Source organism: Spartinivicinus ruber (assembly GCF_011009015.1).
GTDB lineage: Bacteria > Pseudomonadota > Gammaproteobacteria > Pseudomonadales > Zooshikellaceae > Spartinivicinus > Spartinivicinus ruber.
Genome location: NZ_CP048879.1, coordinates 50,293 through 73,396 on the forward strand (window position 1 = coordinate 50,293; position 23,104 = coordinate 73,396).

A 23,104-nucleotide genomic window follows, 5' to 3' on the forward strand; every position below is an offset into this window, starting at 1 on the left:
TTTACTCTTGAGGATCAAGATATTCCACACGAATATCAACAAAATTATGAGGTGCCCATGGGCCATTATAATCTAATAAAAAATCATCATTAAATAAATTAGCCATATCGTAGACAGTTTTTTTAATTAGCGCTAACTTATCTTTTGAGACCAGGCAAGCCAAATTCATCACTTCACTTTCCTTGCTCAAACTGTTGGCCTTAATATCAAGACAACAATCCAACAGAGCTGCCTGCGCAGTTTTAGTGTGACGCTGGCGCTCACTCTCTAGCAACTGACTGAAACGATAACCTACCTCAATCATATCATCACGACTGGCCGAGTTAGCACTACTTAATATTTGATCGCGCATGGTTTTAAGTTCATGGTTAGTATTAACCAAGTATTCAAAAACATTAGGCACACTCCAACTAAGCCGCAGTCCCATTTCCGCCGTATTTTTTAACGATTCCAACTGACTTGTGAAAGAATCTTGATAATACTCTAATAAATTGTCTACAGCTGATTGAGTTTTAGCGATAACACCAAATTTAATAGGTAGAGGGGTGCCTAACGACATCAAAAATTTAAGTACATGTTGATGACTGGCCAAGTTCTTCCTTTGTGGTCTCACTTTCTCACCAGTCATATCACTGACAACAGCAGCAATATCACCATAACTCACAAGATAGACACTGGCATTATCAATTCCACACAAATCACCAAGATCAGTAGAGCCTGACGTTATAGCATAAAGGTATAAACCGAACTTTTTGGTCATATTAACCGTCTGAAAAACATAAGGAGCATATAGCGCCGTACTAAAGGGATAAGAAGCATTACACCCACCGCATCACTGATAAATCCAGGCAACAGGAGAGCAATTCCTCCTACGAGAATAAATACCGATTCAAATAAAGCGCCTGTCGGCAACCCTCCTTGAGAGAGAGTCAAACGCATTTTTTTTATATTAGATGCACCTTGAAAACGCAATACAAAAATACCACATAGTGCACTAACAACAATAAACAACAGTGTTTGATTAACACCGAAGTAAGCGCTGCTATGCATCAACAAATATAATTCAAGGATCGGCAAGGATAAAATTAACGTTACCGCAAGTAAAAGTTTCATGCGCACAATTATAACGACCTACAATGGCTCTGTCGCAAACTTTTACCCCACGTGATAGCCTTTCTGCTGTGGTATCAAATTTATACTACTGCTGTGGTATCAAATTTATACTACTGCTGTGGTAGATATGCACTCGCCTCGTGTTTACTTAAAACACCTATTTTTGAACCATGCCCTTTTTAGTCCGATGGCGCAAATAACCCTATATTTTTATAACTTTATTCAGTAGCATTCGCTTGGCGTGAAAAGCTTTTTTAAATTAAAAAGTAGAAGTTAATAATCACCTAAATTAATGATTTGGAGAAATTATGGCTACTGTAGCAAAGTCAACCGATTCTTCCAGCTTGGCTGAGGTTATTGATCGTATATTAAATAAGGGTATAGTGATTGATGCCTGGGCAAAAGTATCGTTGGTAGGTATCGAGTTGGTTGCCATTGAAGCGCGTATCGTGGTTGCTTCGGTGGAAACTTACTTAAAATATGCTGAAGCTATTGGTTTAACCGCTCCGATTGCTGCACCTCCCGGACAATTGGCCGAAATGTAAAATGGCAGTTGCCAACTGACCTCAAATGTTAACCTGTATAACCTGATGGTTGGTCGAAAGTGAACGATTTTGTTCAGCAGATACAGAACCTGAGAGCTGAAGCCGACAAGATGCGGCAAGCGCGTGAGCAGTGTGTCAATGATTTACACGAGTTCAGACGTGGTTTGCAGCGAGAGATGTGTCAGCAGAGGTGCGATATTAGAGCAGATCGGGTGCGTGTAACGCACCAGGTGCATGAGCATGGACAAAGTTTTATAGCGAGTATTCGCAATTTTGTGAGCAATCTAAAATGTTCTAGTTACCTGGCTCAACAAGCACGTTTACGTGAGCGGGACACGGTCTACGTAAAAGGGAATTTTGAACGTCAGCTAGAAATTCAGGGTATACGTAAAGATATACTCAGCGAGCGTTTAGATAATATTACGAAGCGGGTACACGCACGTTCCATTTGGTTCGGTTATAGAATGTAATGAATGCGCCACGGTTTTTCTTTTTTGTACAGTTCTTACCTTAATAAAATACTTAAGCTGTTATTTAATGCTAGGGGTGCTTATGGCCAGCTTAGAGGCATTAGAGTGCCAAGATAAAATCCCTGCTGCTGGGCAGGACAAACAAAGTAGTGCTCATGTGAATCCTGAAGCCAGTGAATCTTTTGTATGCACACCTTATATCCACGAGTTGACGACTCGTGCTCTTGCTTATCTTTCCGCAGGCTACCCGATTCATTTGGCGGGTCCCGCAGGTACGGGAAAAACCACTCTGGCTTTTCATATCGCCTCCAAGCTTGATAGGCCTGTTAACTTAATGCATGGTAATGAGGAGGCCAAGGCCTCTGACTGGGCAGGTAATGCTAATGGTTACCGTCGGCGCACAGTCGTTGATAACTATATTCGTTCAGTGGTGCGTTCAGAAGAAGAGTTAAGCAAAGTATGGGTTGATAACCGTCTGACAACTAGTTGCATAAATGGTGAAGTGTTAATTTATGATGAATTTAATCGTTCACGCCCAGAAGTCAATAACATCTTTATCAGCGTACTCAGTGAACGAATTTTGGATTTACCACAGCGCCATTTATCAGGGGGCGGTTATGTGCAGGTCCATCCAGAGTTTCGCGCTATATTTACTTCAAATCCAGAAGAGTACGCGGGTACATACAAAGCGCAGGATGCTTTGATGGATCGTTTGATTACTATTAAAATGGGACATTTTGATTGTGTCACTGAACTAAATATCCTTCAGGCTAAATCAGGCATTAGCCTGGCTCGTGCTGAGCGTATTGTTGAAATTATGACTAGGCTTAGAGAATATAGTATTGATAAATATCGCCCAACTATTCGGTCTGGCATTGCTATTGCCAAGGTGATGGCCCAGAGTAATACTAAGCTGAATATTAAAAATAATTTTTTTCGGCAGGTATGTTATGACTTGTTATCTGTTGATGTGGCTAAAGTTCATCATAATGGTACAACCCAGATAGATAAAGAGCGTGAATTAATCGATGAAGTATTAAATGCTGTCTGCAAAAGTGGTGGATAACTAACTGAGAATTACCCATGTCATCTATTCCTTCGTACCTAACAAACAAACGAAAGGCAGATCCCCAGTCTGTTTTTATCAAGTTATCCAGTTTAGAGATGCAAAAAAAAATTTCCCGGCAAGAACGCACAAAAGCGCTTAAACGTATCGAAAAGCTCGATAGCCGACTTAAAGAAATTGATGAAGCGATTGCTAGCCTATTAGCATCTTTGGATTTGGGTTTGTTGCCTGAAGATTATCCTGTGACTAATCACAGCAGCCCGTCTCTTTCGCCAGCAACTAAAGATTCTGCGATCAAATCCAAGCCGATCGGAGGTCGACGGTTTATAATGAGATATTGAGTTATGATTCCCGTCAAGAATGCTACTCACCGCTCAAGCTCAGCGAATCTTCGCGGTTTTCGAGATATTAAAAATTCCACCTACTCAAAGCGTTTGTTTACCGGTTTAGGTGGAAATAAGAAGTTAACAGTGCGCATGATTAAACCAGAGCTTGATGGTTTTAATATTGGCGATTTTAAACTCAAAGGGGGGAGCCTGGAAACGAGGTGGTTTGGCCATGGTTTGGATAATGTGGCTACCGAGGTGTTTGCAAAGTTACAAGATGGCGGTCTGCTTATGGGTTTTGTTGGCAATTTATTGTCATCCGCTTACCGTCCAATGCGTTTCAGCATTATTAATAAACTGATCACGCTGTTCTATCAAATTGTCATTCAAGTGCTGACAGTGATACACAATTTTATCTGGCGTGTCTTGCTGATTCCTTTAATGATTATCGCTCTGGTTCTGACAATAGTACTACTTTTTGATTTTGCACCCATAGTCGAATTTGCTAGTCAGACCGTCAGTGTCGTTATTAGTTTTTTTGGTAATATGCTGTCCAGCCTAGCGAAGTGATTGTAGGGGCTCTGTCGCAAAAATTATTTAGGTTAAAAACAAACTTATTTTTGACACACTTAGCCTGCTAATGCACAGAATTGTTCAAATATTGTTTTATGTTTTGTTGCTGGGTCGGCAGACAGAGTTTTCTTAAGCCAATGCACCAACTCAATGCCAATCAGTGTAGACCTGGCACTATTGAATGATTTAAAGCCCAACATTGGCCGAGTAATGCGCTTTATCAATCGGTGATCCTGCTCAACGATGTTATTGAGGTTTCTTTTTTCGAAACTGTTTTTCTAACTTAGATGAGTAGGTCACCACCCAGCGTTGAATACTGGAATGATCGACAGGCACATTGCGATCTTGCATGAGTTCTTCTATATCGCGGTAGCTCAAGGCAAATCGAAGGTAATAGTAGACAACTTGTAGTACGACACATTTAGGGAAGTGACAACCTTTGAAGCGTTCATCAGAACTCATAGTGACTACAAAACAACCATAGGGCTAGCAGAAAAGGGAAAGGCTATCACGTGGGGTAAAAGTTTGCGACAGAGCCGCGATGACTTAAAAAATCAGTTCATAAACTCGTTGGTGGTTGCCAACCCTACTTAGGGTATACTTAAAAAATACCTTTTATTTTTCCTATACCCTAAATCGGCTTGACAGCCTCTATATGCCCCATATAAGGTGAAAATGAGTAACGGTTAGTGGAGATGGTCATGAATAGAGAAAAAGCCGATGGCATTTTAAGTGGCGTATCAAGCGTCCTGGACTCATTAGGAAACCTGGCCGAAAAAGGAACAAAGCTAAAACAAGCCGTTCATGGAGCGGAAAACCAATCGTCTGCGGGTGATGAAACACTGCAGCAACTTACCACGCAACTAGAAGAAACTGATACAGGGTTAAAGTTAACGATATCGACAACCAATCTTGCCAAAGCCAAAGTCGATGTCAAAATCCAGGATAATGTTCTACGCATTAAAGTCGTGAAGGGTCAATACATCGCTTATAAGGATATCGAACTGACACCTGGGGCCCATATCGACAATATAAACCTGGACAACGATGCAGGTCACATAGAAATACATTATTCCTGATGGCAGACGCTCTATATCTTTATGGGTTGGCACCTTGGGCACACCACCCGGCACTTGAGAAACTTGGCACCAATATTAAGTTACTAAAATATGCCAACCTGGTTGCCATTTATCGCCAATGCTTCCGTAGTGAATTTAGTAACCCTGAACCTGCAACTGATCCAGAGCAGTTCAATCGCCAACTGCTAATACAGATCGACCAACACGATGCAATAACGCAAGCCGTGGTAGCCACTAGCCCATTCTTTCCCACAGGTTTTGCCACGCTCTACTCCAGTAAAGATAGGCTACTTAATTTCATGTCTACCAACCATAAAGTTATTGAAGCCTTTTTAAAGTCCTCCAAGGGGCATAAAGAGTGGGCTATTAAAGGTTACGTTAAGCGCAAGCAAGCGCGAGATTATTTAATGGCTCAAGAGTCAGAACTACCCCAAAAACCAGCGGGATCACCGGGACAACACTATGTAAAGGAAAGGCAACGGACTCTAAAAATAGAAAGACAACTGACCCAATGGTTGCAGACACGCGCCGAATATGTAGTAACAAACCTGAGCCAACTAGCCTCAGATATCATCAAACGTCCCTTACCTGCAACGGCACAATCCGATACAGAGGAAGAATGCTTTGGCAACTGGGCTTTTTTACTACCCGATGATCACATTAGTACATTTAAGCAGACCCTGCATGATATCAATCTACTGGAAACACCCCGCGGCCTGTACTTTAAATGCACTGGCCCTTGGGCACTTTACAGTTTCAGCCAAAACCTACCCATTAAAAACTAATGGCGCTGTTATTACACGCTATTAGTAGAATAGAACTCACGACCACCCAGCATGAGCAACTGAGAGAGCTGGGGCTATCGTGTTATAGTCATCCGCCTTTAAACGGGCTAGCAACCTCCTGCACAGTTGTCGATGTCGAAGCGGCCAGTAGAGACCATCTAATGGCATATAGCGATCTCATAGAAGCAGCAAGAGCCGTCGCCGATATTATTCCTATGCGTTACGGAGCTATATTCGATAATGCACACCAACTGAAGCAAACCCTGGAGCGCAATCAAAACCACTTTGCTCAACAATTACAAGAAATCAGTGGCTGTGTGGAAATGTCTATTCGCGTGCCGATAAACCCCAGCGTCACGCAAGTATCAGAGCCAGTGAGCGGGCGAGAGTATCTCAAAGCAAAACAACAGCAAGCCAATAGTTGGCAGGTTGCGTTACAAGTTATTACTGAATCTGTGACCGGATGCTACGTTAAAAGAAAAGCCCATTATGTCTCTTCAACATCTTTATTATATGTTTACTTTTTGGTAAGAAATGCTCAACTCGATCACTTTGGGACAAGCATTCGCTCACTCCAACTACCACAACTATCCCTGAGCGGCCCTTGGGCAGCTTATAATTTTGTTAACGAATAAGGAGTTTTTCTGGTTCTGTCGCATAAATTTTTCAGTTTCCAAGAAGCCTAATCCCTGGACACACTTATCCTGCTAATGCACAGAACTGTTTAAACATTGGGAAGCACTACAATTATTGATCTTAGATGGCTTTCGTATACATCACTTCACGTACGTATCGCCAATCATGAGGTTGTGTTGCAAATATTTAATTAATTCAAAAACTATTTTCCCTTGGGCGCACTAGTAGGCTAAGTGCGCCCAAGGGAAAATAGTTTTTGAATTAATTAAATATTTGCAACACAACCAGAAAAAGCAGTGCCAGTTACTGGGGTTATTTTGCGGGTTGTTGGCTCACCTGCTTTTTATTAGCTAATTTCCCTTGCTCATCGTACTGATAAAGGGTTTCCAGCTTTCCATCAGAGGACTTCAAGGGTAAGCGTTTCTCTACATCCCATTCAGTAGTAATGGTGCGCGCTTGTGGGGTACCGACGGCTTCTGTCTTCTCAATCTGTAAGCCCTGGTCATTGTACTTGTACTCGGTGGTGTTGCCTTTCCAGTCCGTTTTGGTTTTCAGCAAACCAGTAGGGTAGTAGGTGTATTCCTTATTGGCAGCGGCACAATTAGCGGATTGGTGACCTTCCACCTTTACCACCTTATTAACCCCATTAAACGACTGAAAATGGTAAGTGGTTTTCTTACCTAATGGGTTGGTTACCGTGGTGGAATTGTTATCATGGAATGCCAGAGTGACTTTTTCCTTACCGCCAGCGTGTTCTGAACTAGTTGCGCGGCCTTGGTCGTCATAGGTCCAAGTGGCAAAACGGACGCCGTTTTCGTCGATGATACCAGTTAAGTGGTAGGGGAAGGCTTCGTTTTCGTAATGGTACTGGCGAGTTTTGCCTGTTTTATAAGTTACTTGCGTGAGCAAAAATAATTTATCGTAGGTATAAGTGATGGCATCACGGTTATTCAATTTAACTGAGGAAAGAAAGTGAGCATCATCATAAGTAATGGTGAGTTGATTACCTTTAGTGTCTTTAATGACCTGCTGTTTATCCACCCACTCACTGGTTAATACTTCACCATTGGCCTTTTCCAAGCTAATTAACCGGCCTTGACTATCATAAAACTCTTGTTGTTTGCCCTTTTTAATTAACCAGCCTGCAGGGGTTTGATCGGTGCGAGTAACCGCTAAAAACACATCGCTATCGGTTTTCCACTCCTCATTGTCCAATTTGGCAGACAAGACTTTACCGTCAGGCCGGATTAAATAAATAAGAGAAGGGTTATTCTGGGGCTGCTGAATTTGATACTGGTATTGGTGGGACCAGCCTTTTAATTCACTGTTGTAATAGCGAGTAAACGGTATAACGCCCGTAATATCCGTTTCAACCTGGTATTTATTGCCTGTAGAAACTCGAATTGGGTTACCGGTTGACTTCGTCGTTTCAGGTTGAGAACAATCACCACTACCTGTATTTTTTTTAGGTTGTTTTACTTCGCATCTTTTTAATCCGTAGTCAAATACGAAGTTTGAAGGACATTTTCTACGGTTACAGCTCGCACAAAGTGTTTCATATGTACCATTAAAACTACTATGATTACACATAACTTTATAGTTACGATCTGATGTGTAATATGAGCGCGTAATCTCACCTGAGTGCCCAACAGGCAAATTTGAAACCCATTGTTTCGCATGCTGAGAGCAAATTTTTTCTGGATATGACGAATAAATACCTGTTAGCCCTATTCGCCAATAATACTGATCATTACCACTAGCAAACGATGAACAAAGCAGAAAAATACTTAAAAAAGAAAAACTTCGTATTAAACCCATCCGGTACACATTCCTTACTTCATACCAATACAATGCCGTCGATTATAATGTGATCGTGTTGTTATACAACCGGTGATTTTTTTCACGGCTAAAGTGATGATGTTTTATACGGCATTTGCTTGGCAGACTCTTTACGCTACGGGCATTGGGTAAAGGGTTATAATGACGCCTTTCGATCAACACGGAGCTTCAGGGAGGAACAAGCAGGATGGCCAACCCGCTTTTTGTCAAAAGTCAGTTCTACGCAGGCTTATGTATCTCCGCTAGAGCGTGAGTTATTTATAATCATCTACGGTAATCTGTCCCGCTTCTCGACAACGAGCCACTAGCCCCGCCAGTTTGATTTGCTGTTTATCCAGGTCCATCAGCTGTCTTTTATAGCCGTCTGCTGTCGCCACCAGTTCCAATGATTCAAGCACATCAATCAGCTCAACCAGTGCCTGACGTGCACCATTTGCTTTCCCCATGACATTATCCAGCTGGGCTGGCGTAGGTAAACTCTGTGACATGGTGAAATACTCCTTTCGTTTCAGTCATACGACAGTGCCATGATACCGCATCAAGTCACTATCACCTAAGTAAACGACGCCTGTCTTTTAGCTTTGCCAGGTTAATAAGAGGGTATTTGGTTGTTTTGGTGAATTTCGGGGCGTGTGAGCTATTTTTATTTAGAATATTCTAAATTAGTCAGTATCAACTTAAGGAATACGTATTACGGATTTTGATAGCATACTACGGGTTTTGTATGAAATCCTCCGATTCCTGAAGTTATCGGCTGTTTTTGCAAAGGCTACAAGTGAGGTGGGTTGGGGATAAAGTGCTGAGTAGATTCAAGAGACTTATGGTTGAACTTTGTACATAACAAAAGGGTTAGACCTACAGGGCAGATTCAGTCAAAATACTGTGTATATACATACCAGAGCGACGTTCATTAATAGTTATATTTTTCGGAGAAATTGTGAGTATTGGTATTCCCACAGAACAAGGCTTCGTAATGACTTATCATTACAGCCACGTTGATTTGCAAAGATTAAAGGTACTCATAACCAGTGGTGGCCAGGAAGTAATAGGTATTGATTATCTTCAATCTGATAATGGTTATCTAAGACACTTCAAAAGCAGTAAATTCGAAGGGCCGTATTACGCAATGCCTTTAGATGGAGTGCTGGATATTATTAATGAGGCTCTTAGTAAGTCATAAATATAATCGGCTAAGAACTGGCATCTACCCAGCTCTCCCCATACCACCCAGCTTAGCTACCTACTCAGATTGATTGATATAACCAAACTGTCATCTACTCCCTGACAACTGCCACTAACAGGCACTATTGGCTGCATTTGCTTTTGGGATAGAGCAATAATCAGCTTTGAGTTTCGAGGGTAGATTTAAAAAAACACCACAAGACGGCTATAATATATACAACTCTAAAGAAAATATTAACTCATAGTTAATCGCTCTAGGAAGGCAGTGCTATGAAAAAACCTACAGGAAAAGCTGGATTTACTAGACTGTCATTTTCTGATGGGACTACTAAGCAAGAATTTAATAAAATTAATTACTCAGATAACAAAGAGGAGATAGAGTTACATATTGTTCATAGTTTCATCAAAACTGGGAGAGATATATTTAAAAATTACTTTTTTATTTCAAACCCTAACCAAAACCAACAGGATGACTTTGATTTTACAGTTCAAACTCCAAGGGGTGATGCCTACTTAGAAATGATGGAGGTTGCTCCATTAGAATACTACAAAACAAACTACAAAAATGCACCCAATACTTACAAAGCTGGTGATATAGCAGAGTTTGTTTTTAGCAAAATAAAATCCAAGTCAGATAAATACCCTAATAATTTAACTGAAGAGCTATTTCTTCTCCTATATATTACAGATTATAAATTTCATCTTAGTGATAGCACTATATACCTGATTAGCTACTTCTGCTATAAAGCAACAATAAAGTTTGATGTTGTATTTCTATATACACCTCTTGATGGCAGTGAGGGAGTCATTAACTGGGTTCACCCTATAGAGAAAGAGGACTTTAACTCTATTAACCTTAATAATTTAAGAAATAATAAGGTATATAATATAGATCCGGAAGCTTTTATAAAGCCATAACCGATGTCTTCTACTTGGATTAATCAGGCAAAAAAGCTCATCTACAAAGACCCTAAAGGGTTTCTAATACGCCTTCGTGAGTTTGAATCTTATCTCGCAATATCAAACACTCCTGTGAACATAAAAACCCTTCGTACTAATAAACTAAAGCAATGGAGAGAGTTAAGAGAGGCTGCTATTTTTTGTTATGGAATGAATGTCAAGCTTAATAAAACTATACACTGTGCTACTAGTGAGTCACAAGACTATGATTTTGTTGCAAAGATAGTAGAAGGCACAAAGTATACTTTGTGCCCGGTTCAACTAAAAGAGGTTGTTCCCACTGATATTAACCCTAGTGCTACCATAGAAAAAGTCATTAATAATTTGGATAAGTACGTTGATTCACAAAACCTAACTGTGGCAATTCATTTAAATCAAGTCGGCAGTTTTGATTTTGATAGTTTAATAATACCAAAGTTAAACATTGCAAGCCTTTGGGTTTTTGGTTCAATTTCTTCAGATCAGTCAAAGTGGGGTATTTGGGGAGACTTTATAACACCGCCTGTTATAGGGACATCTTTTGATTATCCTCAATAGAGCCACCTTAAAACTGGTTAACTTTTGTATAAAAGTTAGTCAGTTTGTCCAAAGCAAATCAATCACTTAGGGTTTTGCTACACACAGAGTTTTGAGTGCTATGAAGCTGTTTCGTTTAGGAATTGTTACAAGGCTCAGCTTCCTTACACTCTGAGATTACAATTCACAATGGCTGCCATTATTTTTTGTTTGCTCCATTTTCAAAGACCAAGTTTTCCAATTCTTTGCCAAAAATCTAAAACCAACATCAGGGATATGAGCAGCTATGCGCCTAAACTCCTAATGACAAGTGTCCGCTAAATGGCGGGAAGATCATACTACGATACTGAAGGTGATGTCGCTTTAATTAAATTTGAACACTGCTTTGAGTTTAAAATGGGTATGCCTGGTGAAGATCAATTCTGCCATATGATCGCATCAACCAAAACGGTCATATAAATTACTACCCATTCCAATTTTTTCAAAAACCAGGTTCTTAACGGCCAGGGTTGCAACCTCCTGCTTGGCTTGATCATTAGTGCTAAGCTGATCTTCTATGGCTATCAGCAACTGGCCTTGCTTTTCGTTTAATGCCTGTTGGTAGGTAGCCCCTAATTAGAGGTTATTGTAAAAGGGGATAGCCTCCCCCAGTTTATTTTGATGCTCTCCTCCAAGTAAACCCAAAACCAAAATGATTATCCGCTTCTTGATGTCCTTTGAAGTATAATTCCTCTTTTCTTAAATCAAAGGTATTACCGGTATTTTGAAAACAACAAGCAGCACAGAAAGTTAAATTAGGGTTTGGTGCATCTAACTTAATATTAATCTCATTGTTATAGTGGTCTATTATTGTTAAGCGGCCATTAACTGTCGTGAAATCTCTTGCGCCCTCATAGATCATGGCAAAAATCATAATAAATTCTATTTGATCAGGCCTATAAATAGTAAGGTTTTCACCACTAACACTTTGGCCGCTACGATCATCTTTATCAAGCAAAATATAGGGCGGGTTATTTTTATCACCAAATGTATCTAACGGTTGAATGACACCTATTTTTCCATTTTTAAGTCTGTACATACACCCTAAATCAAGGTCTGCACCTTTTGATTTAAATAGCCCACCCAGTTTCTTTTGCTCAGCTTTATCCCAGTTCAGGTTAATTTTAATAACTTGAGTAGTACCCGTTTTTTCCAAGCTAATGGACTGTTTATCACCTCTTTTTTCTAAAGTAATTTTGCTTAGTTTAATCGTTGCTGGGGACGAGGAGGGCTCAACTGGCTTTGGTTTTTTTGGCTCTTCTGTTAATTCTTCTCCGCCAAAGTGCTTTAACAATGCACTTAAACCACCATTAAAACCTTGCCCCATGGCACCAAAGCGCCAAACATCTTTGTAGTAAATTTCACCAATCATGATGGCTTTTTCTTGGTTGAACAGACTACCTTGAAAACCGAAGCTGGCAATGTGCCCATTAGCATCCGCTATTCTTAATGCACCATTTTCAATACAGCTCATATTACCTTCACCATCAATCGTTGCGACAAATACAATTTTTTTAATGGTGGAGGGGAGGTTGGCAAGATCTACCTTAAATAACTGAAGGTTTTGATTGTTTGTTTTCTCTATTCGCAACGATGAACAAGGCGATTTAACTTGATTATAAAAGATCATATAACGATCATCAGATAACTGGTTATTAGCATCTAACCCAAAACAACTGATATCAAATATGACAGGTTGTTTAAAAGACAGTTGTATCTCAATAGTTAATGACGTTGCGTGCGTTATGCTATCAAGTTTAATTTTTTGGCCAGATATAAGTTCTTTCATCGTTTCATCTAATTATTTTCATTGAATTAATCAGATAGAGCTAGCAGGAATTTTGCATCCATTTCTCCGGATAAGCTGTGCTCCGCATAATGAAGGAAATGGTAACGCCTGCCCCCCTACAGGTAGCTTAGATAGAGTAGCCCCACCACTGAGCAGACTAAGTTACAAACTTACTAACGAACCCCGGTTTAACCCACTCTTCCTACACATGATTAACCGACGCAATTAAATCGTCTGCTGCACCTTTAGTAACATGTTTTCTCAAGCAGCTCAGCCTCTCTAACATTTCTTCTCGGTTCCTCGGCGGAGTAACTCTACCAGTATTGTTCACGATCAGTTGTTTTATCGAGTCGGGGTAGTGGATCAAACCTGTGTTTCATCAAATTTTTCGCCCACATTCTGTTTAGTGGACTATAAATTCAAATGAAGTATCTAATGTATCAAGCTCAGACTGGACATTATCAATGATAAACTCAAAGTTTTTATGCCTAATGTACAGGTTATCAAAGAAAGGAACCCTAAAAGCAAATTTTGATTCATCAGCATAACTGTCTACAGCCCAAAAAGATGCATCAGCTTTGAGTTGCGTTTTATCAGTGCTAGTAGCTAAAGAGTCCATCCGTATTTTAAAATTACTATGTCGTAAGTAATATCCTCTGTGGCTTACTGACTCAAATGATATTTTTGTATCGCCATCTAGTAAACCAGGTACTACTTCAAACTTAAAATCATTACTGTTGTAGTCACAAGCTCGTAGATACATCTTAAAGTTCTCGTGCTTTAAACACATACCAGGATAATTCTGGGATTTTATTGATACAATCTGATTGAGTGGTACACCACTAGGAATGGATGAAGGAATAGGTCTTGGCGCATACTCTCCACGACAAAGCCAAGCATTAGAGCAACTGTTTCTTAGCTCCATGATCTCTGGCAAGCTGTTATTGCCTAGTATATTACAAAAGTAAAAATTGCTGTCATGACTCAGTGTATACACTTTAGCATGCTCTTTTGGAGAAGTAGAAGGCCACATACGTAATTTACAACTTCCCTGATTAGCAGCACAATCTAATCTATTTTGAGCATTGGTATTCATTTTTGCAGTTTGGTAGGGTATTAACATAGCAGAATCATTACCGTTGAATACTTCAATGTTTACATCTACGTTGATGCCTCTGCAGTGATCCACATAAATTTGTGCAGCTCTGACGGGGGTAATCACAATTAGAGCAAATCCTAGATATCTTAAATAACTTAAGATTTTCATGTACTTTCCTTTTTTGATTATTATTTATACTATCCATAAGTAAACTCAGAAACGAAGCATACTTCTTTTATTCTAAGATCGAAAGTATGTATATTTTAGATATGGAGCATGGCCGATTAAGCTCTAATAACAACCAATATCAAGGTGCCTATTAGAAGAATTCCTAACAGCTAACTATCTAGTTAACTCTCACAACTTTCCCATCACGCTAGCCCCTAACTGATCAATCTGAAATCAAATAGCCTGATAACACCGACAAATCGAGGGGTTGGAAATAGAGCACTCAGCAGGCCTGATAGCCTGGTGGTTACGTTTCATACACTAGACCTGTTTGCGAGTTTCAGTCAAAATACGGCGGCAACTGTGTGTCATAGTGACGTTCATTAGTAGTTAAATGAAAGGAAAGCATGAGGAAATTAATAGGCATCATATTAACGTTTTTAGGTTTTAGTAACCTGGTCGTAGCAGAGGATAAACAGTTTCCACCAGTACCGAAATGGAAGCCCAATTTTTCTGCCTCTATTGAAAGCCAACTGGAAAGGATGATTTACTATACAAACCAGGAAAAAGATTTGGCGCAGTTTGCAAATGGCACAATAGTGGTTCTCAAAGACGGTCTGGATGATTTGCAGGGGAAACAGTATGCCGTTGAAGTGTTATCAAAGATAATTAATTATCATCCAGATATGAACCCGGTAAATATGAAAGATGGTAATATTTTGGTTCAATATAATCATCCAGCTTATAATGTTGTTCTTACCGAATTTTCCGAAAAACATATTGAAAAAATAAAATCTAGGCACCTAGAGGCTTTGGCTACGGATGAAGTATTGATCACAGGTTTAGGTCAAAATAAGTTTGACGAATTCGGTATGCAGGCACTATATGGTAGAGCTTTCATGTTTATGGATGCTCAGAATCCCAAAGTTGTACAGTTATACCGTAGCAATTCATCTAATCACGTAAGAACTGATCTAGCCAGCTCTCCAAACCAGTAGTATCTGAGTGATGAGTAGAAGAATCTGAGAATGGAACTAAATCAAACTTATAAAAAGATTATTGTCGATAAATTATATATAAATCGTGTTGGTGATTCTTTTAATGCAACACTTGAGTTTCGTTCTGGTGATGAAAAAATCAGTGCTAAGTTGCTAGAAGTTCAAGATATAGAAAATCTAGGAGAAATACTGTGTGCACATACTTTATGGCTTGAGAAGCCTGATGATGGAAAGCTAAAGTATGGTGTATATGTCTTAAGTGCTTTGCATGGATACCTTACAGAGATAGCGTTTAATTCACTCTCATAAAAACTAAGCCCTATCGAGCCAAAGTATAAATACCCACAAACTTACTAACTCTTTCTTTGTTCCCTCAAAAAATTGGTCAACCTGCAACCAAGCTGTCATATATTTCCTCGTAACTACCGATAAGTGGTCGTTATCGGCTGGTTTTGGAATAGCGACAGGTGAAGTAGAAGGAAAAAAGAACATTGAGCAGTTTTGAAAGCTTGGTGGTTGCGTTTTATACACAGGAAAACTAGACCTATAAAGCAGTTTCAGTCAAAATACGGCAGAAATAGTGCATCAGAGTGACGTTCATTAATAGTTATAACTTCTGCCAAGTTGGTGGGTTACTGAAATGTTGGAGAGGTCTTTTTATCAAGCTTTTTAAGAGAAAAACGTCTAGCTCAGCGGAGTCCTACAAGGAACAAAATAGAACCCGGCTCATAGGTCTGCTGAATCAAATTAAGAGCAGTAAAAATCCAGATGGCTGGAAACATATGGGTTCATATGCTGTTGGGGGACTATTGTCTGTTGGTTTCTCTAAAACTGATCGCTATTTATTAGTTGTTTCCAGCCAGGGTAGAGGTATAGTTGACCTTGAATCTGGGAAGAAAGTAGCAAGAGATGAAACAGCCTATGAAGGATTATCCGATAACAGTATGTATTGTCAGGGTATTGGTCCTATAGGCGACGAATTAGTTGCATTGTCAACGTATTCAGGTGGTGGGTTACCTCAATCAAACTCAGCGGGTGAAAGCTTAGAGCTTGTGGCTCCTGAATGGCCAGAATATGATTTAGTGCTTTGTCAAAACTATAAAAGTGCTTTAGTACCCGGAAACCAAACTTTTTGCACCAAAATATATAAAGAACACGTTAGGGCATTCGGTTTTTCATGGTGTGGAAACTATATAGTTTCCGCCTGTGGAAGCGATTTCGATCTTTGGCAACGAGTAGAAAAGTTATAATCGGGTAAGAGCTGGAATCTAGTCAGTTTACCCAACACCATGCCAGAGTGACGTTCATTAATATAGTTACATCAACATACCGCATATTAAATCCAAATGAGTCACTTAGAAAATAAAATGAACAAACCAACTTCTGTTAAGGCCATTTTATTAATTTCCACACTTCAGGTTGTCGCGTGTATACTATTGGTTTTACTGTCCTTATTGTTTGCCTTCAATGATATGCCAGAGGGTTTCTTGGCTAACTTTGAAAAAGGTTTTTTAAAAAGTGCAGGCTATGACCCCGTTACATTCAATGAAGGTGATGCGGGTGCCATCTCTGGTAATGCAGTATTCGAAACCATTTTTCCATTCCTAGTCCTAATCGGTATGTTAGTGAGGTGGCGCTGGCTTCTTTATCCCTCAACTATTTTGGCCGTTCTAATCCAGTTAGCAAGTTTGTCAAACGGTGGCTCCTTACCATTATTTAGCTTTATCGTTGCATTTTTAACGTTTAGAAAAAGAACCTCTAATTATCTCAAAGAGGTTAAAGTTGAATCTAGCGAATCTGATGCAATGTCAGCAGGTGTTTATTCGAACGATATCGATACTAAAAAGTGGACAGAATAGTGTAACAATTCCATGCTGTGCCGTATGCCACCTCTGGTGCTTCGCACCTCCAGAGGTACTGCAAATAGCAGTAGTTATGTTTAAGGAGTAATCATGGGCGTTGAGTATATTCTCGTAAATGAAACAAAAAAAGAAATGATCTCTTTTTCCCACCTCAACGGGAGTAAAATGCGAGAATTGGCTGGAAATTCTGCACAATCAGCAATAGTAACTTGGTATCTACTAAAAAATCAGGGAGATCAAATACAGTTTGTATCTGATACATATGACGACTGGCCTTTTGAAACTGGTGATAGGAATACGGCATTTACATATCCAGATAAAACCGAGGAATTAGTTTTACTGCTAATTGAACAGGAAATACTGAAAGATGAAGGCATGCTTCATGTAGATAATGAAGAGCCCGAAACTATATACACTCGGAACATAGTTAATGCTTGGCAGGTTTAAATATAATCGGGTAAGAGCTGGTATCTAGCAAGCTATTCTTGCACCACCTGCGTCATTATGATGCTCATTAGTTGTTAAGTGCCTTTGGGAGTCACATGAAACGTAGCATATTAGTTTTATTGATATTTTTATTAGCATCTTGCGATATTCAACAACGTTACAGCCCTCAAACTATCCCAGTTACTGGGGAGTACAAGCAAGAGAGTACAGGCTTTACTTTTCCTAACAAGTTGAACAAGTTCAAACGCGTGAAGGTAACAAAATACGATAAAGCAGCAACTAATGTAGGTGTTGGGTACAATCATTCTACAATGCCAATTGCGATCACTCTATATAGCTACCCTGCACAAAAAGTTACCTCTTTTGGCTCTCCCAAAGAAGTGATTGAAGTTGCTAAAAGACATTTATTTGATAACTCCTACGAGCGTAGCAAGCAAGATGTTCTTTATGGCCACAAGAACTCTAAATTGATTACAGAAAGTGAGTACATATTAGAGCAGGGCGATGTGGAGAATATTGGTATCCATGCAACATTTACATACAGTGAACAATTTGCAGGTAATCAACAGACGGTCACATCACACCTATACCTTTTCCAAATCAAAGACATGCTGTTGAAGTATCGTATTACTTATCCAGAACATACCAATGCAGAAGTTGAAATTTCAGAGTTTATTAATAGCTTTGCGAAGCTTTATCTGACAAGTGCAGTTTCTAGTCAGCCGCCCATGACGTTCATTAGTAGTTAGGTTTTAAAATAATGAACAATTTTACTTGGGTTTGTTTTGATTGCAGAGTTTCTTATAGGCGACCTAAAAAGCATAATAGCTTAGTTATCTGCTCTATATGTAAAGAAAATTGTTACAATATAGGGGATGCTACTCCTGTCCCGAAAAGACGTGAGACTAAGAAATGGCAACAATTAAGAAAATCGTATTCCGATTTAGTTCGAAACGGACTACCTTCGGAAATTGAAACTGTTCGTTTAAAGCATGATATCGAACAAGGTGAGGCAAGATTAGAGGTTTTGAGAAAATCGCAAAATCGAAAGGCTACTCTGAAAAAAATAGATAAATGCCTTAGACAAAGACACGATATGCGTAAAAAAACCTAATCGGGTAAGAGTGGAAATCTAGCCAGCTTTCCCCAACCCACTACACTATAGTGGTGTTCATTATCCTACGGAAATAGGTTATGACGTTAGTAGACATTTTAAAATCTAAATTTAGTAATGTTAGTGTGCATGAGATTAATCAAGATGCTCACCAGGTTGAAGTAGTTTTTGGAAAGTCAATTACAGTGACCGTAAGCCAAATAGGAGATCGATTCTCAGCAAGTTACCCAGAGCTAGTAAGAGACAGTCGAAATGGCTATAAAATACAAGATGGGTTTGCAAAAGATATGCTTATTGATGGCATCTTTTGGATTTTGAACCAGGTAAAAGAGAAAGGCAGAGTTGAGCCTGAAATAATTGACTAGCTAAAATGAAACCAAATAATCGTTTAAGAACTAGTATCTAGCCAGTTTCCCTAATCACAAGCGTGGAATAGCATTCATTACTACTAGGCACTATAAATGAGAGTCCAACTACTAAGCCTCACACAAACAGTTCTGATAATTCCCGGTAGCACCGGAGTAGTTTATACAAATCAGGTTGGAGGAACTGAATGTGATTATCCCGAAGTTGAAGGAAGCATAGTACCGATTGAATATGATATACAGCTAGATAACCCAAAAGAATCACTGACGCTGAAACTATGTGGCTTGTTTCCAGAAGGAAACCCAGGAGTCATTAATCGAGAGCTTGCAGAAAAGATACAGGAACTTTTAGGCAACTCCCCGTTTACAAGGGACATAGAGATTGATTGGAGTAAACTTAGTAGATCCAAGGAAGCTTGGTTACATGTCAAACTCAAAGGTACCCTTGATGACACAATCGAAAATAATATTTCACAAAACACAATATTAACATGGCCAAACAGCGATTAAACGAAAGTTGAAATGTATTATTTTAAAAGAAGTTGGGATGAATCAAGAGGTGATGAGTTTGACTCCTGGGGAGCTTCCCTATGGTGACTAGAACTAGATTCTGAGGGATATACAACCAGGTGTTTACATGAGTACGAAAATGGTAATAGCCTTTATTATTCTGAAGATCACCTAGAAGATGAATACGGAGGCTTGCCAGAAGGCAGCCTTGATCTTGCAGAGTTTAAAGAGTTTTCTATTTCCAAAAATGAGTTTGAACAGGCTATTAATAATGCAATGCCTACCAATCTAAGAAATAGTGGTGTTGATTAAATATAATGAGTGAACTCAAAGAATTTGAAGGAAGAAAATACGAAATAATTTTCGGCAGTGATGTTCAACGAGACGGTGTCTATCTTGAACTCTCAGATCGTACGGAAAAAGAAATCGAAGTTATTGCTGAAGTATTTCATTACGACGAATTAGGCAAAGTGGTATTCTCTTGTTACAAAGAGAATGTTCCGTTTCAATTAATTAAATGGCTGATGGATGAAGTAGCAAAAGAGGATTGGCCAATTTAGATATAGAGCTAGCACCTAGCCACCAGAGTTAGAGTCATTTTCATTAATAGTTAGCCAATTATGAGTAACAAGAAACCATTGCTTACGGAGTTAATTTCTAAGGGTAAACCTCTAGCTGAAGTTGTTATAATCGAGGCAGAGGACGCTAGTCCAGAGGAAGTTGCTGATATGCTCGATCATTTATCTCCAGATATTGATTGCTCGGTTGTCCCAGCATATTTTCAGAATGAGGATGGATCATTGCGCTATGAAGTTAGAATGAACGCGACAAAGGAAGCTTTAAAGCGAGAGTTCGGCTGGTTGTTGATACGAGAACCTTTACCTAAATGGGATCAGAAAAAACAAGAATATGATGGCGTTTATGAAGACGCTTATTGTTGGAAGGAGATTAATAGCCCCCAGTTTTACCCAAAATCTGTCGAGTCAAAAATACTAGAGATGGGGCTTACCCAGCCTGGTGTTAATGACAATGGGGCCAAGGATGATATCAATTATGAGGCTTATGGCTAGCTGGTATCTAGCAAGCTCACCAAACCAGCGTCAGATAGACGCTCATTAATCCCCCTGTTTTGTCCGAGTAGGTTATGGATAAAAAAGATGCTCAAACAAAAATTCTTGCACAAGCTGTGTATGAGTTACGGTTATTGCTGAGTCACCATCTTGGCAAGATAGATAAAGAGACATTGTGTGAGGCTGTATCTGCACATCTAAGCTATGCATTACATAATGAAGCTTTGGCAATAATTGAAAGTCGCCCAGGTGATTTCTCAATAGAAAAAGCTATAGAAAATATCAGAAAAGTAGACGAACGCTTTGGTGAACAATTCACTGAACGATTCCAGAAATTAATTAACAGTTATATTAAGTTTTCAACTACAAATACAACATTAATTCAGGAGCTTGAAGCTATTTTTTTAGAGAAGGTATTCTTAAAACCTAGTGAGTTATTCCCTGAGGCAAGGCTTGAACAAGACTATGGAATTACTGGTGATGATGCATGGGAATTGTTCGAAGCAATTCATGAAAAGTTTGGTACTGATTTTAGTGGTTTTGAGTTTGATCAATACTTCTGTGAAGAAGGTGAAGGGTTCTTTAGCCTATTGACTAATCGAGCGCGAGATAAGCATAGAAAGGCTTTTCCAGTCACAATTGGTCATATTTTTAAAGTTGTTGAGTCTGGGAAATGGTTTAAGCCACCGCAAGTTAGAAAAGCTTAATCAGTTAGTGTGTAGATACTCCCCAAGAACCAATTAAGCCAAAAAACTGGTGATAACGTTATCGTGAGCATATCACGATTAAGAGTAGAGGTGGCCCTCTGCTTTGCTTGTGTTGAACAATCATAAGTACGGTTTTCTGATGACCGGAACTTCTGCAGTGTTTAACAATGCTGCCCACGCCTTTATTAATTGCATTTGTTAACTAAATCCGCCAGTATACAACAGTTGTTAACTTTGGAAGTCATGATAAATGTCAGAAGTAAAAGCAGCATCATTGATAAATGCATTGCAAGTTTTCCGAGAAATTGACTCAAGCCTGACTATTGACCAGTTAATTGTACTATTAACACTAAGTAAGGAAGGCCCATTAAGATCAGTTGACCTAAAACAAAAGCTCAATATCTCTCATCATGAGTATGCAGATATCGTCGAGCCACTTTATAATGGGCACACTATCCGAAAGAAATCTAATGCCAGCTTTATTGAAGCTGGGCCTTATGCAGATGATCCACGTCAACGTGTGATTTTTGTCAACGATGATGGAAAGAAGGCTGTAGAAACTGCTTTAGAAGGATAGCAGGTATACTGTTTTATTCTCTGAACGAAGAATCCTAGCCACTCCTGAGCTGAGGTTTAGAGAACTTTTATGATGTTCCATATCCTCGGCATATTGTTAATATTTACCTAGAATATGGAACATTTCAGTTGGGGCTAATAGGCCTCTTTACTATTAATGCTGAAGAGTGATGTAGCTATAGTTTTTCCAGTTCCTTTTGCCCAGGAACATTTTTAGAACCTTACCCTTTCCACTTTATCGAGCACCAACGTCTTCTGGCAATTTGGTCCTCTTCTTCTCGGCCAGGTACTTTGCCAGCCATATAATCTTTTAGTCCTTGCCAATGAAAGCTGGTAATGGCCTTTAGTAACTCTGGTTCGTGATTTTTAAACCATTCATCGTGACTTATGTTAGCCCAGTAGTCATCTGGTCGGCCTCGTTTGCCTGCTTTATCATATTCAGATGTGACGGGATCTAAAGCTCTGAAAGGCTCTAACTGTGGGATATCAGGCAAAGGTTGGGAAATATCCATAAAACGTTGTAAGGTATCCCAGTCAGCCAACCTGAAACGGCCATCCAATACTCCTTCTAAACCAATGGGCACATTAAACGAAATGGGTTGGTAACGGTGGACTAAGGTAAGCTGATAGCGGGGCAAGCCATTAATATCCGGCATGTTGATTAAAGTTGCATCAAACTCAGTAAAAGGCGCCTCGAAATACTGTTTACCAGTGACATGCTTGCGAACCATACCAGTTTTTCTAAAAAATCCGCACCCTCGATCAACTACAAAAAATTGTTCTATTTTTTCTAAAAATATAGGCATTACATAATAAGATATTAAGTGAATAAGTAGTAAACAAAATAGTATAGTTATAATGAAGTCACTGATTCTATCTTTAGTTATGTATGTTTCTACACCAACCAAAAAAACTACTATAAGCGTAATACCAATAACAAATCTTGACCCAAATACAGCTGTCAGAAACGCTAATCCTTCAAGTAGCCAGTGACTATTATCTATTTTTAAACATTCATGATTCCAACTAACTTTCTTAGCGAAAGATTCAGGATTTTTTCGCTCTGGGTCATTGGCTATTTCGAAGCCACTATCAATAATTTGGGCGCTATCGATATTAGCATAGTTTCCCCAGGGTAAGCGCAAGGCCATTTTTGTATGCATATCTTGCATTTTATACAATATGCCATTTTTTTTACTATAGGGTCTTTGCCGGGGGATTCGATGACCACGGTAAGCTGTTTCAGAATAATACGAATTATTTAGCATAA

32 protein-coding genes and 1 pseudogene are annotated in these 23,104 nt (G+C 39.3%); 25 read left to right on the top strand and 8 right to left on the bottom strand.

Annotated features, from left to right (window positions below; genetic code table 11):
* Nucleotide 1: 1 nt before the first annotated feature.
* Nucleotides 2-760 (bottom strand): GvpL/GvpF family gas vesicle protein, encoded by a 759-nt coding sequence (locus G4Y78_RS28905; RefSeq protein WP_163836692.1) that lies wholly within the window; start codon nt 758-760, stop codon nt 2-4.
* On the bottom strand, nt 757-1,113 hold the full coding sequence (locus G4Y78_RS28910; protein ID WP_230425790.1) for an FxsA family protein: 357 nt from the start codon (nt 1,111-1,113) through the stop codon (nt 757-759). Before G4Y78_RS28910 ends, G4Y78_RS28905 begins: the two co-directional genes overlap by 4 nt.
* Nucleotides 1,114-1,421: 308 nt before the next feature.
* Between G4Y78_RS28910 and gvpA the strand changes: the two genes are divergently transcribed.
* The 5 genes from gvpA to G4Y78_RS28935 all read left to right on the top strand — a co-directional run bounded on the left by gvpA (nt 1,422) and on the right by G4Y78_RS28935 (nt 4,090).
* Complete coding sequence (gvpA, locus tag G4Y78_RS28915; protein ID WP_163836694.1) at nt 1,422-1,658, top strand: gas vesicle structural protein GvpA; 237 nt, start codon at nt 1,422-1,424, stop codon at nt 1,656-1,658.
* A gap of 176 nt (nt 1,659-1,834) precedes the next feature.
* Nucleotides 1,835-2,128: a hypothetical protein gene (locus G4Y78_RS28920; RefSeq protein WP_163836695.1), complete on the top strand. Its 294-nt coding sequence runs from the start codon at nt 1,835-1,837 to the stop codon at nt 2,126-2,128.
* 82 nt (nt 2,129-2,210) lie between these two features.
* Nucleotides 2,211-3,194: a gas vesicle protein GvpN gene (gene gvpN / locus G4Y78_RS28925; RefSeq protein ID WP_163836696.1), complete on the top strand. Its 984-nt coding sequence runs from the start codon at nt 2,211-2,213 to the stop codon at nt 3,192-3,194.
* 17 nt (nt 3,195-3,211) lie between these two features.
* Nucleotides 3,212-3,535 (top strand): hypothetical protein, encoded by a 324-nt coding sequence (locus tag G4Y78_RS28930; protein WP_163836697.1) that lies wholly within the window; start codon nt 3,212-3,214, stop codon nt 3,533-3,535.
* Nucleotides 3,536-3,538: 3 nt separating this feature from the next.
* Nucleotides 3,539-4,090, top strand: a complete 552-nt coding sequence (locus G4Y78_RS28935; protein WP_163836698.1) for a hypothetical protein — start codon at nt 3,539-3,541, stop codon at nt 4,088-4,090.
* A 59-nt stretch (nt 4,091-4,149) separates the two neighbouring features.
* On the opposite strand, the pseudogene G4Y78_RS28940 reads toward G4Y78_RS28935, so the two are convergent.
* Nucleotides 4,150-4,555 (bottom strand): annotated as a pseudogene (locus tag G4Y78_RS28940) (DDE-type integrase/transposase/recombinase).
* A 239-nt stretch (nt 4,556-4,794) separates the two neighbouring features.
* On the opposite strand from G4Y78_RS28940, the gene G4Y78_RS28945 reads away from it, so the two are divergent.
* The 3 genes from G4Y78_RS28945 to G4Y78_RS28955 are packed head-to-tail and all read left to right on the top strand — an operon-like array spanning nt 4,795 to nt 6,592.
* Nucleotides 4,795-5,172 (top strand): hypothetical protein, encoded by a 378-nt coding sequence (locus G4Y78_RS28945; RefSeq protein WP_163836699.1) that lies wholly within the window; start codon nt 4,795-4,797, stop codon nt 5,170-5,172.
* Nucleotides 5,172-5,957: a GvpL/GvpF family gas vesicle protein gene (locus G4Y78_RS28950; protein ID WP_163836700.1), complete on the top strand. Its 786-nt coding sequence runs from the start codon at nt 5,172-5,174 to the stop codon at nt 5,955-5,957. The genes G4Y78_RS28945 and G4Y78_RS28950 overlap by 1 nt, the downstream gene beginning before the upstream one ends.
* On the top strand, nt 5,957-6,592 hold the full coding sequence (locus tag G4Y78_RS28955; RefSeq protein WP_163836701.1) for a GvpL/GvpF family gas vesicle protein: 636 nt from the start codon (nt 5,957-5,959) through the stop codon (nt 6,590-6,592). Before G4Y78_RS28950 ends, G4Y78_RS28955 begins: the two co-directional genes overlap by 1 nt.
* Nucleotides 6,593-6,905: 313 nt before the next feature.
* Here the strand turns inward: G4Y78_RS28955 and G4Y78_RS28960 are convergent, their stop codons facing one another.
* Both G4Y78_RS28960 and G4Y78_RS28965 read right to left on the bottom strand, forming a co-directional pair.
* Complete coding sequence (locus tag G4Y78_RS28960) at nt 6,906-8,411, bottom strand: DUF6531 domain-containing protein (RefSeq protein ID WP_163836702.1); 1,506 nt, start codon at nt 8,409-8,411, stop codon at nt 6,906-6,908.
* Nucleotides 8,412-8,686: 275 nt separating this feature from the next.
* Nucleotides 8,687-8,920, bottom strand: a complete 234-nt coding sequence (locus G4Y78_RS28965; protein WP_163836703.1) for a hypothetical protein — start codon at nt 8,918-8,920, stop codon at nt 8,687-8,689.
* A gap of 449 nt (nt 8,921-9,369) precedes the next feature.
* Between G4Y78_RS28965 and G4Y78_RS28970 the strand changes: the two genes are divergently transcribed.
* The 4 genes from G4Y78_RS28970 (at nt 9,370) to G4Y78_RS28985 (ending at nt 11,549) form a co-directional block, all read left to right on the top strand.
* Nucleotides 9,370-9,612 carry a hypothetical protein gene (locus G4Y78_RS28970; protein WP_163836704.1) on the top strand — a complete coding sequence of 81 codons (243 nt, stop codon included), beginning with the start codon at nt 9,370-9,372 and terminating at the stop codon, nt 9,610-9,612.
* Between the two features lie 272 nt (nt 9,613-9,884).
* A complete protein-coding gene (locus G4Y78_RS28975; protein WP_163836705.1) occupies nt 9,885-10,532 on the top strand; it encodes a hypothetical protein in 648 nt (215 codons plus the stop codon).
* A gap of 3 nt (nt 10,533-10,535) precedes the next feature.
* Nucleotides 10,536-11,111, top strand: a complete 576-nt coding sequence (locus tag G4Y78_RS28980; RefSeq protein WP_163836706.1) for a hypothetical protein — start codon at nt 10,536-10,538, stop codon at nt 11,109-11,111.
* 300 nt (nt 11,112-11,411) lie between these two features.
* Complete coding sequence (locus G4Y78_RS28985; protein WP_163836707.1) at nt 11,412-11,549, top strand: hypothetical protein; 138 nt, start codon at nt 11,412-11,414, stop codon at nt 11,547-11,549.
* 193 nt (nt 11,550-11,742) lie between these two features.
* On the opposite strand, the gene G4Y78_RS28990 is transcribed toward G4Y78_RS28985, so the two are convergent.
* Entirely contained in the window at nt 11,743-12,918 is a 1,176-nt protein-coding gene (locus G4Y78_RS28990) for a TerD family protein (protein ID WP_163836708.1), read from the bottom strand.
* A gap of 403 nt (nt 12,919-13,321) precedes the next feature.
* Nucleotides 13,322-14,185, bottom strand: coding sequence for an AbfB domain-containing protein (locus G4Y78_RS28995; RefSeq protein WP_163836709.1), 864 nt, complete (start codon nt 14,183-14,185; stop codon nt 13,322-13,324).
* A gap of 407 nt (nt 14,186-14,592) precedes the next feature.
* Between G4Y78_RS28995 and G4Y78_RS29000 the strand changes: the two genes are divergently transcribed.
* The 13 genes from G4Y78_RS29000 (at nt 14,593) to G4Y78_RS29060 (ending at nt 21,835) form a co-directional block, all read left to right on the top strand.
* Complete coding sequence (locus tag G4Y78_RS29000; RefSeq protein ID WP_163836710.1) at nt 14,593-15,183, top strand: hypothetical protein; 591 nt, start codon at nt 14,593-14,595, stop codon at nt 15,181-15,183.
* A 30-nt stretch (nt 15,184-15,213) separates the two neighbouring features.
* On the top strand, nt 15,214-15,492 hold the full coding sequence (locus G4Y78_RS29005) for a hypothetical protein (protein WP_163836711.1): 279 nt from the start codon (nt 15,214-15,216) through the stop codon (nt 15,490-15,492).
* A gap of 281 nt (nt 15,493-15,773) precedes the next feature.
* Nucleotides 15,774-16,433, top strand: coding sequence for a hypothetical protein (locus G4Y78_RS29010; protein ID WP_163836712.1), 660 nt, complete (start codon nt 15,774-15,776; stop codon nt 16,431-16,433).
* Between the two features lie 117 nt (nt 16,434-16,550).
* Nucleotides 16,551-17,042: a hypothetical protein gene (locus G4Y78_RS29015; RefSeq protein WP_163836713.1), complete on the top strand. Its 492-nt coding sequence runs from the start codon at nt 16,551-16,553 to the stop codon at nt 17,040-17,042.
* Between the two features lie 93 nt (nt 17,043-17,135).
* Complete coding sequence (locus tag G4Y78_RS29020; protein ID WP_163836714.1) at nt 17,136-17,492, top strand: hypothetical protein; 357 nt, start codon at nt 17,136-17,138, stop codon at nt 17,490-17,492.
* A 95-nt stretch (nt 17,493-17,587) separates the two neighbouring features.
* A complete protein-coding gene (locus G4Y78_RS29025) occupies nt 17,588-18,241 on the top strand; it encodes a hypothetical protein (protein ID WP_163836715.1) in 654 nt (217 codons plus the stop codon).
* Between the two features lie 11 nt (nt 18,242-18,252).
* Nucleotides 18,253-18,606, top strand: coding sequence for a hypothetical protein (locus G4Y78_RS29030; protein ID WP_163836716.1), 354 nt, complete (start codon nt 18,253-18,255; stop codon nt 18,604-18,606).
* Between the two features lie 80 nt (nt 18,607-18,686).
* Nucleotides 18,687-18,971, top strand: coding sequence for a hypothetical protein (locus G4Y78_RS29035; RefSeq protein WP_163836717.1), 285 nt, complete (start codon nt 18,687-18,689; stop codon nt 18,969-18,971).
* A gap of 96 nt (nt 18,972-19,067) precedes the next feature.
* Nucleotides 19,068-19,481, top strand: a complete 414-nt coding sequence (locus G4Y78_RS29040) for a DUF6210 family protein (protein WP_163836718.1) — start codon at nt 19,068-19,070, stop codon at nt 19,479-19,481.
* A 317-nt stretch (nt 19,482-19,798) separates the two neighbouring features.
* On the top strand, nt 19,799-20,041 hold the full coding sequence (locus tag G4Y78_RS29045) for a hypothetical protein (RefSeq protein ID WP_163836719.1): 243 nt from the start codon (nt 19,799-19,801) through the stop codon (nt 20,039-20,041).
* 60 nt (nt 20,042-20,101) lie between these two features.
* A complete protein-coding gene (locus G4Y78_RS29050) occupies nt 20,102-20,551 on the top strand; it encodes a hypothetical protein (protein ID WP_163836720.1) in 450 nt (149 codons plus the stop codon).
* A 74-nt stretch (nt 20,552-20,625) separates the two neighbouring features.
* A complete protein-coding gene (locus G4Y78_RS29055; protein WP_163836721.1) occupies nt 20,626-21,258 on the top strand; it encodes a DUF1493 family protein in 633 nt (210 codons plus the stop codon).
* Between the two features lie 250 nt (nt 21,259-21,508).
* Entirely contained in the window at nt 21,509-21,835 is a 327-nt protein-coding gene (locus tag G4Y78_RS29060) for a hypothetical protein (protein WP_163836722.1), read from the top strand.
* Nucleotides 21,836-22,055: 220 nt separating this feature from the next.
* On the opposite strand, the gene G4Y78_RS29065 is transcribed toward G4Y78_RS29060, so the two are convergent.
* Complete coding sequence (locus G4Y78_RS29065; protein WP_163836723.1) at nt 22,056-23,102, bottom strand: hypothetical protein; 1,047 nt, start codon at nt 23,100-23,102, stop codon at nt 22,056-22,058.
* Nucleotides 23,103-23,104 lie beyond the last annotated feature (2 nt).